The sequence below is a fragment of the Clostridium sp. Marseille-P2415 genome, from assembly GCF_900155545.1.
Classification (GTDB): domain Bacteria; phylum Bacillota; class Clostridia; order Lachnospirales; family Lachnospiraceae; genus Lacrimispora.
In genome coordinates this window covers 3,380,837-3,393,652 of record NZ_LT732526.1, presented here as the reverse complement: position 1 = coordinate 3,393,652, position 12,816 = coordinate 3,380,837, and the positions used below count along the sequence as shown (strand labels likewise).

Here is a 12,816-nt window from a genome sequence, read left to right as displayed (position 1 = left end):
CTCTTGGAAATGGATATAAAAGTAATCGAGCAAATGGTGGAACAGGTTTTAAAGGAGATAAAGCTGGAACAGCCTCAGAAGTTTACGGAAACCCAGGTGGAAAGATACGGCATATTTGAAACAATGGATGAGGCGATCGCCGCATCAGAAGAAGCTCAAAAAAAGCTGTTATTTTCAAACATTGCCGACCGCCGGAAATATGTAGACGTTATCAGAACCACCATATTAAAGAGAGAAAATCTGGAATTGATATCCAGGCTGGCAGTGGAAGAAACAGAGATCGGCTGCTACGAACATAAGCTGATCAAAAACCGGCTGGCAGCCGAGAAAACGCCGGGAACAGAAGACCTGGTCTCGGAAGCAATGACAGGAGATAACGGGCTTACACTGGTGGAATATTGTCCCTTTGGGGTGATCGGTGCGATCACACCCACCACCAATCCGACTGAAACGATCATCAACAACTCCATCTCAATGATTGCAGGTGGAAATACGGTTATCTTCAGTCCTCACCCAAGGGCAAAAAAAGTTTCACAGATGCTGGTAAAGATGTTAAACAAAGCCTTAAAGGAAAATGGAGCCCCCTCCAACTTAATTACCATGGTGGAAGAGCCGTCCATTGAAAATACCAATAAAATGATTGAGAATCCCAAGGTACGTCTGCTGGTAGCCACAGGAGGGCCTTCCATCGTAAAGAAGGTGCTTTCTTCCGGTAAAAAAGCGATCGGTGCAGGAGCGGGCAATCCTCCGGTCGTAGTAGACGAGACAGCCGATATCGAAAAGGCTGCAAAGGATATCGTGGACGGCTGCAGCTTTGATAATAACGTTCCCTGTATTGCAGAAAAAGAAGTATTTGCAGTGGAGGCCATCTGTGATCATCTGATCCATCATATGAAACAGAACGGCGCCTACCAGATTACAGATAAAGCAGTTTTAGATCAGCTGGTAACTCTGGTAACCAATGAAAAGGGAGGCCCCAAGACACCCTTTGTGGGCAAGAGCGCTAAGTATATTCTGGATAAACTGGGGATTGCAGCCGACGACAGCATCCGGGTCATTATCATGGAAGTGCCAAAGGACCACCTTCTCGTACAAGAGGAAATGATGATGCCGATCCTGCCGGTGGTACGTGTTCCGGATGTGGATGTGGCAATTGAATATGCTCATGAAGCAGAACATGGAAACCGCCATACAGCCATGATGCATTCCAAAAATGTAGAAAAGCTGAGTAAAATGGCGAAGATTCTGGAAACCACCATCTTTGTTAAGAATGCCCCCTCTTTCGCAGGAATCGGAGCGGGCGGAGAAGGATATACCACCTTTACCATTGCAGGCCCTACAGGGGAAGGCTTAACCTCGGCAAGATCGTTCTGCAGAAAGCGCAAATGTGTTCTGACCGATGCATTCAGCATCCGCTGATTTTGGTCACGCCCATGGACAGACTGACTGTTAAGGAGAAGCGCATATGTCAAATGTATATATAAAAACCAGGATACGCAGCGGACGTTATGCAATCGAGTATCTGCAGAATATCCGTAATAAACGGATTTTGGTGGTCTGTGACAGATTTCTGTCGGAAAGCCGTGCCATCAATTACATAACAGATGCTCTGGATCCCGGCAATTCCGTGGAAATTTTTGATCAGGCAGTTCCGGACCCCACCACTTCAGTGGTGGGAAAGGGGTTAGGCATGATCTGCAGGGTACGGCCTGAAATCGTCATAGGATTTGGCGGCGGATCTGCCATCGATACGGCGAAAGGAATTATTTATTTTGCCGGGTTACGGGAACTGGTCCCAAAGCCGGAATTTATTACAATCCCCACAACCAGCGGGACCGGCTCTGAGGTTACGTCGGCCGCCGTTATAACGGATCCGGAAAATAAGAGCAAGCACCTGATCTCATCGGATGATATCCTGGCGGATGTGGCAATTCTGGACCCAAGGCTTACATTGTCTGTCCCGCCTTCTATCACGGCAAATACGGGGATGGATGTGTTTACCCATGCCCTGGAAGCTTATGTTTCCACAGGTTCTAATGTATTTTCCGATGCGCTGTCGGAAAAGGCGGTGGAACTTCTTTTAAAAGCACTTTTAAGCTGTTACGGAGACGGTAAAAATCTGGAGTCAAGAACTTTGATGCATGAAGCGTCCACCCTGGCCGGCATGGCCTTTAACACAGCCGGCCTGGGCGTTAACCACAGCATTGCCCACCAGCTGGGGGGAACATTTCATATTCCCCACGGACTGGCCAATGCCCTCCTGTTAAACAGGGTGATTGAATATAACAGCGTGAACCATGATGTCATGAGGAAATATGCCGCACTTGCTTATAAGGTGCAGTTAGCCGGCATGGATGAAGCTCCGGAGTTTGCCGTGAATGCTCTGAAAGAACTGATTACAACGCTTATGCACTGCATGAATATGCCGTCCTCCATAAGGGAACTGGATATTGACCGCGACGAGTACGAACAACAGCTGCAAAATATGATAGATAATGCCCTTATGGATAATTGTCTGTCCAGTACCCCGAGAGAAATCGGAACCGCTTCTATTAGAGAAATCCTGTTAAGTATTTATTAAAAGCGGGTAATAAGTACTGCATGACAGAATAAGCGTAAGGCCGAGCTGATTGAAACATACAGCCCGGTCTTCTTGTATTATCTGGAAACAGAAAACAGATTGTTTCAGAGTGGGGAAAATGGTAAAATAATAATAATAGTATGGAAGAGAGGTTATGGAGATGGAAGAATATCAGGATCTGATCCACATGGCTGAACTGCCGCCGGATACGTTAGATGAATATTTCATAACAAATGATGAAGGAAACATCAATAAACTGGACATTATCCATCTATTTGGAAAAGAAAAGCTGGAAAACATACAGGAAAGTCTTTCCAAGGCAACAGGGCTTGCTTTTGTCACGGTGGATTACAGGGGAGAGCCGATCACAGAGACAACATTCTTTTCCCGTTTCTGCAGGCAGGTCCGGAGCAATCCTGAGGCAATCGAAAGGTGCAAATCTTCCGATGCATTCGGGTCTATCCAGGCGGCGGTCACGCAGAAGACAAACGTATACTACTGTCCATGCGGCCTTTTAGAAGTAGCGATTCCGATCATCGTGCGCGGGCATTATCTGGGCGGCTTTATCGGCGGGCAGATTCAATGCCATGATGCGCCGGAGTCCGTCAGCCGTCTGGCTTCCGTTATGCGCTCTCCTGAGTCGGACGAGGTGGTGTCCCAGTGTCAGGAGCTGCTGGAGGAAATTCCCGTATTTTCTTATGAAAAATTCATGGATATTGCGAATCTTGTGTTTCTCGTAATAAACCAGTTAAGCGAAAATGAAATCAACCAGCATATGCAGGAAGATATACTGAAAAAGCGCATAAAGAAGGTACAGGCCTCAAACCAACGCTATATGAAGGAAAATGTTCAGAAAACCCGGGAATTGCAGGAACTGAAAATCCTCTCCAACCCCTATGAGATTCTGGACATCCTGACATCCTTAATGAATCTGGCTATTCTGGAAGATGCTTCCCGGTTCAATGAAATGCTGAGTTCTTTTATCGAATACACAAAATATAAATATATGGAAAAGGGAACCTTCGTTCTTATTTCAGGAGAACTGGAACACGCGGAGCAGTATCTTAGATTCCAGCAGAAGAAGTTTGGAGGGCGGCTGGAGTATTCCATTCAGGTTCCGAGAGAAATGCACATGCGCAAGATGCCGTCGGATATCCTTCTGCCCTTTATCCAGAATGCCCTGTACAACGGAATTATGCTGAAAAAAGAGGGTGGGAAAATCTCGGTGACAGGATACTTAAGAAACAATAACCTGGTGCTGGAAGTCAGTGATACCGGTTCCGGGTTGAGCGATGCAGAATTGGAAGTGAAATATGAAACGTATAAGGACAAGCATGAAGGCTATTATATTAAGCTTGGGATGGACTATGCAAAAGAGAAAATGAGGCAGCTTTTTGGGGAAGAATATGATATTATTGTAGAAAGTTATAGGAATAAAGGATGTAAGAGCATCCTGGTCTGGCCTGAGCATCATGAAGAAAGGACTGAATGATCATGTACAGGGTTTTGATTGCAGATGACGACATTCTTATGCGTGAAGCATTGAAAATAATGATAACCAAAGAAGAATCGTTTAAAGTGGTCCAAATGGCCGGAAGCGGAGAAAGCGCAGTGAGAGCATGTAAGGAGGACGCAATTGATATCGTGTTCATGGACATGCTGATGCCCGGAATAACCGGACTGGAAGCGGGCAGAATCATCCATCAGTTAAATCCGGAGATAACGATTTATATTCTATCAGCCTATGCAGCTAACGTATTAATCCGCAGCGCAGCCAGGGATGCAATCAAAGACGTGCTGGAAAAACCCATTACATGGGACTGTCTGAAGAAAATACTGGAAAATTACAAGACAGATCATGAAGATTCGGTCTCAAGACAGCAGGAAGCTCTGACATCGGTTTTAAGGCGCAAGGATTTCGGGGAATTCTATGGGGGCCTCTCCGGGATCATTGATGATATTTACGAGATTGCCGGCGGCGACTCCGTAAGGCTTATCAAGGTCTTCACATACCTGGGCCAGAATCTTTTAGACACCAGAAATGTCTACGATGAAAGCAGGAGCATCGGGGAGCTGTTCCCGATAAACGAGGGACTGATCCTGGACAGAAAAACGTCCGAATTATGGCTTTTCCGGATTATGGATTATCTGTTCCAGCAAAACAGCATCAGCCGTTATCCCTTACTGGAAAATATCTTCCTGTATATAGAAAAGCATATCAAGGAAGATATTACTCTGAATAATATCATTGAAAACTGTGCCATCAGCCAGGGATACTTAAGCAGGATTTTCAGGGAACAGCTTAAGGTCAGTGTTACAGAGTATCTCCATATGAAAAAGATGCACCTGGCGAAAGGGTACTTTTATTTTACGGAAGACAGTATTGCTGAGGTGGCGTACCGGCTGGGTTATAATGAAAGCAGTTATTTCAGCAAGGTTTTTAAGAAATACGAGAAAATGACTGTAAAACAATATAAAAACGAGACACGCAGAAAGAGCTCTCCTTAAGAAACTGTTTTCCTGTCCCCAATATTATTGCTGCTGACATTCTGATAAAATGCGTATAGCCCTTGAATTTTCCAAAGACATGATATATAATAGCAATATAAAAGAGCGACCGCCCACAAGGTGGGAGCCCTCAAAGATGATTAAATGTCCTTACGGACACCGCCTATCCTGTTGGCTGACAGGGTAGGCATATTTTGTTACCGCTTATTGTGCCTATCTACGTAGGTCAGCAATGCGATCAGGAACGTACCGCCTAAAAACAATATGCTTAAAGCCTGGTATGTATCCATATGCACCACCTCCCATCTTTTGTAAATTGGGAGGGTTCCACCCTGTACACGGTGCTCATGGAAAATTATAACACTATCAGACCTGTTTCACAATAAGCTTTTCAAGACAATATAAAATGAGGCATGCAGAAAGAGTTCTTCTTAAGAGGCGTGTATAAAAAGGCTTCCGGAAATTCCGGGAGCTTTTTTTATCCGCCAGGACAGACCGGCTGCTGATTGTGCAGAAAATCATACCAGTTATGCACAAAGCGTCCCCGGTCTTTAGAATTATGTTAAAGTGTGATACATACCACACAGACTTGTGGTAACTTGTATTGAGGAGGATGAAAGAAATGTTACAAATCAACATTGATGATGTATTAAAGATTGTCAATCTGTGTGTGCCGTATCTGATCGGACTGGCCGTTGTGGCCGCGGCTGCTGTTGTGGCAATGGTGGCATGCAAAAACAAAAAGGCTGCGGTGAAGTATCTGATCCGCCGTCAGGGGCTGATGGCCATTCTGCTGGCACTGGTCATAGTCGTGAACATGATCTGCTGGGGACCGATGTCCAGCCTGATTTCCCTTGCAACCGGCAGCGGCACGATTTCGGAGGAAACTTCAAATAAAGCCACGGAGCTTTGTACTGAAATTGCGGAAGAAGGGATCGTTCTCTTAAAGAATGAGGAAAACCTCCTTCCCTTGAAGGCCGATTCCAATTTAAATGTATTTGGCTGGGCTTCTACCAATCCGTGCTATGGCGGAACCGGCTCCGGCTCCCTATCAGACGCATATGAGACCGTTTCTCTGCTTCAGGGTCTGGAACATGCGGGATTCAAGCTGAATACCGGGCTTTCCGATTTCTATACGGCATACCGGGGCGACCGTCCCAGCGTGGGGATGTGGGAACAGGACTGGACCCTCCCGGAGCCTACAAAGGATTCCTACGGCAGCGGACTGATTGCAGATGCAAAAGCATTTTCCGATACGGCAATGATCGTGATTACCCGTGTAGGCGGGGAAGGAGCCGATCTGCCGACGGATGTCAGCGCCGTTACCTATACGGATAATTCGACGAAATATAAGGATTTTGAAGCCGGAGAGCATTACCTGCAATTAAGCCGGACGGAAAAGGATATGGTCGATCTGGTATGCTCCAATTTTGACAACGTTATTCTCGTATACAATGGTGCCAATGCTATGGAGCTTGGATTTTTAAAGGATTACAGCCAGATCAAGAGCGCCATCTGGTGTCCGGGTACCGGTCAGTCCGGCTTTGAGGCGCTGGGCGAGATCGTAAGCGGCGCAGTCAATCCATCGGGAAAGACAAGTGATACCTTTGTGACAGATTTAACTGCCACACCCCATTATAATAATTTTGGGAGCTTTATTTATGATAATATGAATGAATTCCCCGGCAAGGCTTTCAAGGGTGAGGCTACCTATCCCAGCTTTGTCAATTATGTAGATGGCATTTATGTAGGCTACCGCTTCTATGAGACTGCTGCAAAGGAAGGCCTGATCGACTACGGTAAAACGGTACTTTATCCCTTCGGATATGGCCTGTCCTATACCACATTTTCCCAGGAGATGGGGGCAATATCGGAGTCAGACGGCACGATTTCCTTTGATGTGACCGTTACCAATACCGGAGACAAAGCCGGTAAGGATGTGGTAGAAGTCTATTACGACCCGCCTTATACCAACGGCGGCATTGAGAAGGCATCTGCAAATCTGATCGCATTTGACAAGACTGATGCCCTGGAGCCGGGAGCGTCCCAGACCATAAAAGTCTCTTTTCAGGCGGAAGACATGGCATCCTACGATACAGGCGGAAAGGGTTCCTATGTCCTGGAGGCAGGTGATTATGGAATCTCCATCCGAACCGATTCCCACAACATAATCGGAGAACAGAAGCTTGCCGTCAGCTCTGCAGTTGTATATGACGAGGCTAATCCCCGATCTTCCGACAAGACGGCAGCAGGTAACCGGTTTGAAGAAGCAGATGGAGGGCTTAACTATCTTTCCCGCGCAGATGGATTTGCAAATTACAAAGAGGCCACAGCCGCACCTGCAAGCAGAACCATGCCGGAAAAATATAAGAAGACCTTTTTGAATAACACGAACTATGATCCGGCGAACTATAACAAAGATACCGATGTGATGCCGGTGACCGGCGCAAAGAATGGGCTGTCCCTTGCCGAAATGCGCGGCCTGGATTATGACGATCCCCAGTGGGAGAAACTCCTTGACCAGCTGACCGTCAGTGAAATGGATACCATGGTCGCCATCGGAGGATATCAGACCTCAGTAGCTAAAAGTGTAGATAAGGTAGGAACCGTGGACTGTGACGGTCCGGCTTCTATTAACAATAACTTTACCGGAACCGGATCCATTGGTTTCCCGTCTGCAGTCATGATAGCATGTACCTGGAACCGCAGTATTGCAGAGGCATTTGGGGAGAGCATTGGTAAGATGGCGGATGAAATGAAGGTATCCGGCTGGTATGCGCCGGCCATGAACACCCACCGCTCCGCTTTTGCAGGACGGAACTTTGAGTATTATTCCGAGGATGGTGTTCTGGCAGGAAAAATGGCAGCCAGTGCGGTGATCGGTGCAGAACAACACGGGGTATATGCCTATATCAAGCATTTTGCACTCAATGATCAGGAAACGAACCGGAACAACATGCTCTGTACCTGGTCTGACGAACAGGCGATCCGTGAAATCTATTTGAAGCCATTTGAAATCGCAGTTAAGGAAGGCGGGGCAAAAGCGGTGATGTCTTCATTCAACTACATCGGGACCGAATACGCAGGTGCCTGCAATGCACTGCTTAACACCGTGCTTCGCGATGAATGGGGATTCCGCGGCTTTGTGCTGACAGATTATTTCGGCGGCTATGGATACCAGAATGCAGATCAGGAAGTCCGGAACGGGAATGATTCCATGCTGGTCGCTTATGACACCGAGACCAACCATGTAAAGGATACCTCCAGTGCCACCAGCCTTCAGGCCATGCGCCGGGCATGTAAAAATATCATGTATACGGTGGTGAACAGCCGTGCATACGAAGGTGATAACGCAAAGGGAGGTCTGCTCGCCTGGCAGGTTACAGCCATTGTGATCGATGTGGTCCTGGCAGCAGGATTCATTGCCCTGGAAGTCAGAATCATGAATGTTTATAAAAAGAAACGGGAGTTGCAGGAAGGGGAAGAATGAAACTGAAACATACCGATATCATTGAAAAGATGACAATAGAGGAAAAGGCAGCCTTCTTAAGCGGAAAAAACGTGTGGCAGTCCCGGAACATCGACCGGCTTGGAATCCCTTCCATATTTTGTGCCGACGGCCCCCATGGAATCCGCAAACAGGCAAGGGAAGGGGACCATCTGGGATTAAATGCTTCCCTTCCGTCCACCTGTTTCCCCACTGCAGCCGCAGTGGCAGGCAGCTGGGATGAAGCGCTTTGTGAAGAGATCGGAACGGCACTGGGAGAGGAAGCCTCGGCGTTAGAAGTGAACGTCCTGCTGGGGCCGGGCCTTAATATCAAAAGAAGCCCCCTTTGCGGAAGAAACTTCGAGTATTTTTCCGAGGACCCCTATCTGTCCGGGAAACTGGCCGCCGCTTATGTAAGAGGAATCCAGGGCCAGGGAGTCTATGCATGTCCCAAGCATTTTGCGGTGAACAGCCAGGAGCTGCGCCGCATGGCCATGAATTCCGTGCTGGATGAGAGAACGCTTAGGGAAATCTATCTGGAGGGCTTTGAGATTGCAGTGAAGGAGGGCAAAGCCAGATCCATCATGACCAGTTATAATGAGGTCAACGGGGTCTATGCCAATGAGAATGAGCATCTGCTGAAGGATATCCTGCGCGGGGAGTGGGGCTTTGATGGCATCGTTATCACCGATTGGGGCGGTTCCAACGACCATGTTAAGGGAGTGGCCGCCGGTTCCAATTTAGAGATGCCCGCACCGGGACTGGATTCAGCCAGAGAAGTGATCGCCGCAGTCGAAAACGGCAGCCTTTCCATGGAAGCTCTGGATAACTGTGTCGATGATCTGATGGATGCGGTGCTTACACTTACGGCCGGCCGTAAAGGCGGAAAGCGTTCCTTTGACCAGGAGGCACACCGCAGGCTGGCCGGGAAGGCGGCAGAGGAGAGCATCATCCTGCTGAAAAACAGCGATGGGCTGCTCCCGTTAAAGCATGGATGCAAGGTGGCACTGATCGGCGACTTTGTATTCACGCCCCGCTATCAGGGGGCAGGCTCTTCCCTGGTGAATCCCATTCATTTGGAGAACATGCAGGAGGCTATAAACGACTGTCCGTTAGAGGTAACCGGCTGTACCAGGGGCTACTTACGAAACGGAAAAGACGATGACGCCTTAAAAAAACAGGCATTAGAACTGGCGGCCGGGGCCGATGTGGTGCTTTACTGCTTCGGACTGGATGAACTGAGCGAATCAGAGGGTATGGACCGCAGCCATATGAAGATTCCGCAGAACCAGATTAATCTGTTGGAATCACTGGCAAAGGTAAATCCCAATATTGTGGGGATCTTAAGTGCGGGTTCCGTCATAGAAATGCCGTGGCATGACTGCTGTAAGGCGATCCTGCACGGCTACCTAAGCGGGGAAGCAGGACCCGGTGCCATGCTTCGAGTGATTACCGGAGAGGTGAATCCTTCCGGCAGGTTAAGCGAGACCTACCCATTGCGGTATGAAGATACACCGGCCTTCCGGTACTTCCCGGGTGCATGGCGCAGCTCCGAATACCGGGAAGGCATTTATGTGGGATACCGTTATTATGATACCGGAAAGGTCCGGGTGCAGTATCCCTTTGGTTACGGGCTGTCCTACACCTCGTTTGCCTACGGCCAGATTCAGGTATCGGAAGATGAGGTCCGTTTCACGCTTACGAACACAGGAGAGGTTGACGGAAAGGAAGTGGCACAGCTCTATGTGGCCGGGCCCAAGGGGAAGATATTCCGCCCGGATAAAGAATTAAAAGGATTTGCAAAAGTATTCTTAAAAGCCGGGGAAAGCAGGACAATCACGATTCCGTTTGATGATAAGACCTTCCGCTACTGGAACAGGGCAACCGGACGTTTTGAAGTAGAAGGCGGCCATTATACCATATTTATTGGAGCAAATGTGGCTGATTTAAGGCTGAGCCAGACCGTTACCCGGGAAGGGACCACGGAGGTATTGCCTTATGAACCGGAAAAGCTTGGAGCTTATTATTCCGGAAAAATACAGGGTGTTCCGGATGAAGAATTTGAAGCCCTGTTAGGCCGGCCGGCTTCGGATGGAACATGGTCCGGGGAATTGGGATTAAACGATGCCCTCTGTCAGATGTATTATGCGAAAAGCCCATTGGCAAGACTGGTCTGGCGGATTCTGACCGGCCTTAAAAACAGGAGTGAAGCAAAAGGAAAACCGGATTTAAATCTCCTGTTTATCTATAACATGCCATTTCGGGGGATCGCTAAGATGACAGGAGGAGCGGTCAGCATGGAAATGGCCAAGGGAATGGTTTTAGCGGTAAACGGCCATTTCTTCCAGGGTATGAAAAAGATAATCGGCGGATTTTTCGCCAATGCAAAAGCGAACAAGACTTATGAAAAAAAGCTTTCCGGGAAATAGAAGGAGGGATCACATGCTGGCAGGCATAAAAGCCGGGTGGAGGGCATTTTCTGATAAACACCCGACCATAGCACAATTTTTGATATTTTTTCTCGTATCCAACGGAGTTACGGTATTGCAGATGGTTTTAATGCCGGCTTTCCGGAATATTTTTGGGATGACCGCTCTGGTGGATACGAATTTCCAGATATGGCATGTGGGTTCGAATCTGGACGGTACGCCGTATTATATATTTAATTATGCCGCAGGAGAGCTTTCATCAGGCGGCGGAGGCGGGCTTGCGTATTTCCTGGCAGTGGAGATCACCATGGGGATCGCACAGGTCATCAATTTCTTCCTTCAGAGAAATGTGACGTTTAAGGCTAATAACAATGCCGCAAAGGCGGCCATGTGGTATGTGATCGCCTATATCATCATCACCATTGGCGCGGCTGCTCTTCAGGGACTTTATAAGGCGCCGATTTATAACCTGTTTATGAATGGGCTAAAGTTAGGCGGAGGGGGAGAGACCATTGCAGATGTGATCACCATGCTGATTAACTCTGCCATTTCATTCTGGGTGTTCTTCCCGATCTTCAAGATTATTTTTAAGAATGATGAGAAATAAAGAGTAAACGGTGGGGGCTGTCGCACTAGTTGATTAAAATCAGCTGGTGCCCAGCTCTTTTGAGTGCTTTTAGAGTTCATTTTTATTCTGGATTTACGAACAAAGAAAAATAGCAGACAACTACTATACCTCTGATTGCCCAGCGGCTTTTAGTTGTCTGCTATTTAAGGTTTTTTAAATTTATGCGCTTTCTTTAAGGTTAAACAGATGTGTTCCTGTACATTCTCTTTGGATCTTATGGTGTAGCTTATTCACGTTGTGAGCCATTGCAAGAAGAACGCTTTCCGCAAGTACATTGTTTTTCCCTCTGCATAGATAGCGATGGAAATTCATATCTGTTTTCACATCAGCAAATGAACCCTCAGCCTGGATGCTTCTGTTCATTCGAAGCTGACAGCCTTCATCAGAGAGAATACGTTCCAGATCTTCTGCTCGTTTTTGTTGGAACACCTTTGATACTTCAAGCCGTTTTACTCGTTCTTCAAAAGGTATCTTACTGTTGTTTCCTTTGATACATTCCCTTTTGTACGGACAATCATAGCAGTCCTCACAGGTATAGATGTTTTTTCTGATTACATAACCCGTTTTGCTTTTCCCTTGTTTCGTACCTGTTAAAACAAGTTTTTTCCCAGCTTTGCAGGTATAGCAGTCGTTTTCTGTGTTATATTCCATGTTTTCTCTGCGGCTTATATCTGTTTTATATTTTCGCGTCTTGGAAATCTCATAGTTTGCAGGCTTGATGAATGAAACCTGTTCATTTTCTTCAATATATAGGTAATTCTCCTCGCTTTCATATCCAGAGTCCGCTACGATGTTTTTATATTTGAAATTTAAATGTTCTTCCATATCTTTCAGAAATGGGATCAGTGTTGTGGTATCTGTTGGCTGTGGCCCGATCGTAAGCCATGTGATGTATTCCGAATCCACACCATGCTGAAGGTTATAGCCTGGCTTCAGCTGTCCATTCAGCATCGCATCTTCTTTCATTCGCATAAAGGTTGCATCTGGATCCGTTTTTGAATAACTATTACGACTACCGCATTGGTAGATTTTCTTTGTGTATTCTTTCAGCTTATCCAGATATTCTTCTAGTCGCTCAATTGAGCGCTGCAACTGTGTTTTACGTTTTCCGATTCCATGGACGAATTCAATTCCTTCTTCGGCTTTGATCTTATAAAGTTTTTTGCGGAGTTTCTTTACATGA

Annotated in this window: 9 protein-coding genes; 7 read left to right on the top strand and 2 right to left on the bottom strand. The window is 47.0% G+C overall.

Annotation, left to right across the window (positions count from 1 at the left end):
* Positions 1–3 precede the first annotated feature (3 nt).
* The 4 genes from BQ9856_RS20455 (at position 4) to BQ9856_RS20440 (ending at position 5,089) form a co-directional block, all read left to right on the top strand.
* Complete coding sequence (locus BQ9856_RS20455) at positions 4–1,419, top strand: aldehyde dehydrogenase family protein (protein WP_200801387.1); 1,416 nt, start codon at positions 4–6, stop codon at positions 1,417–1,419.
* A gap of 46 nt (positions 1,420–1,465) precedes the next feature.
* Positions 1,466–2,581 (top strand): 1-propanol dehydrogenase PduQ, encoded by a 1,116-nt coding sequence (locus tag BQ9856_RS20450; protein WP_077612650.1) that lies wholly within the window; start codon positions 1,466–1,468, stop codon positions 2,579–2,581.
* A gap of 154 nt (positions 2,582–2,735) precedes the next feature.
* Entirely contained in the window at positions 2,736–4,073 is a 1,338-nt protein-coding gene (locus BQ9856_RS20445) for a PocR ligand-binding domain-containing protein (protein WP_235839271.1), read from the top strand.
* Positions 4,070–5,089, top strand: coding sequence for a response regulator (locus BQ9856_RS20440; protein WP_235839270.1), 1,020 nt, complete (start codon positions 4,070–4,072; stop codon positions 5,087–5,089). The genes BQ9856_RS20445 and BQ9856_RS20440 overlap by 4 nt, the downstream gene beginning before the upstream one ends.
* Positions 5,090–5,286: 197 nt before the next feature.
* Here the strand turns inward: BQ9856_RS20440 and BQ9856_RS25365 are convergent, their stop codons facing one another.
* Complete coding sequence (locus BQ9856_RS25365) at positions 5,287–5,379, bottom strand: putative holin-like toxin (protein WP_235839269.1); 93 nt, start codon at positions 5,377–5,379, stop codon at positions 5,287–5,289.
* A gap of 332 nt (positions 5,380–5,711) precedes the next feature.
* On the opposite strand from BQ9856_RS25365, the gene BQ9856_RS20435 reads away from it, so the two are divergent.
* The 3 genes from BQ9856_RS20435 to BQ9856_RS20425 are packed head-to-tail and all read left to right on the top strand — an operon-like array spanning position 5,712 to position 11,612.
* Positions 5,712–8,579, top strand: coding sequence for a glycoside hydrolase family 3 N-terminal domain-containing protein (locus BQ9856_RS20435; protein WP_077612649.1), 2,868 nt, complete (start codon positions 5,712–5,714; stop codon positions 8,577–8,579).
* Positions 8,576–11,005 (top strand): glycoside hydrolase family 3 C-terminal domain-containing protein, encoded by a 2,430-nt coding sequence (locus tag BQ9856_RS20430; RefSeq protein ID WP_235839268.1) that lies wholly within the window; start codon positions 8,576–8,578, stop codon positions 11,003–11,005. The genes BQ9856_RS20435 and BQ9856_RS20430 overlap by 4 nt, the downstream gene beginning before the upstream one ends.
* A 13-nt stretch (positions 11,006–11,018) precedes the next feature.
* Entirely contained in the window at positions 11,019–11,612 is a 594-nt protein-coding gene (locus BQ9856_RS20425; protein ID WP_077612648.1) for a hypothetical protein, read from the top strand.
* Between the two features lie 180 nt (positions 11,613–11,792).
* Here BQ9856_RS20425 and BQ9856_RS20420 read toward each other — a convergent pair.
* Positions 11,793–12,816 (bottom strand): transposase (locus BQ9856_RS20420; RefSeq protein WP_139348654.1); only part of this gene is annotated, 1,024 nt, incomplete at its 5' end.

What these genes read in the sequence shown, in the direction of transcription:
- BQ9856_RS20450 (WP_077612650.1), top strand. Translation starts at nt 1,466, where the DNA reads ATGTCAAATGTATATATAAAAACCAGGATACGCAGCGGACGTTATGCA.
- BQ9856_RS20445 (WP_235839271.1), top strand. Translation starts at nt 2,736, where the DNA reads ATGGAGATGGAAGAATATCAGGATCTGATCCACATGGCTGAACTGCCG.
- BQ9856_RS20440 (WP_235839270.1), top strand. Translation starts at nt 4,070, where the DNA reads ATGATCATGTACAGGGTTTTGATTGCAGATGACGACATTCTTATGCGT.
- BQ9856_RS25365 (WP_235839269.1), bottom strand. Translation starts at nt 5,379, where the DNA reads ATGGATACATACCAGGCTTTAAGCATATTGTTTTTAGGCGGTACGTTC.
- BQ9856_RS20435 (WP_077612649.1), top strand. Translation starts at nt 5,712, where the DNA reads ATGTTACAAATCAACATTGATGATGTATTAAAGATTGTCAATCTGTGT.
- BQ9856_RS20430 (WP_235839268.1), top strand. Translation starts at nt 8,576, where the DNA reads ATGAAACTGAAACATACCGATATCATTGAAAAGATGACAATAGAGGAA.
- BQ9856_RS20425 (WP_077612648.1), top strand. Translation starts at nt 11,019, where the DNA reads ATGCTGGCAGGCATAAAAGCCGGGTGGAGGGCATTTTCTGATAAACAC.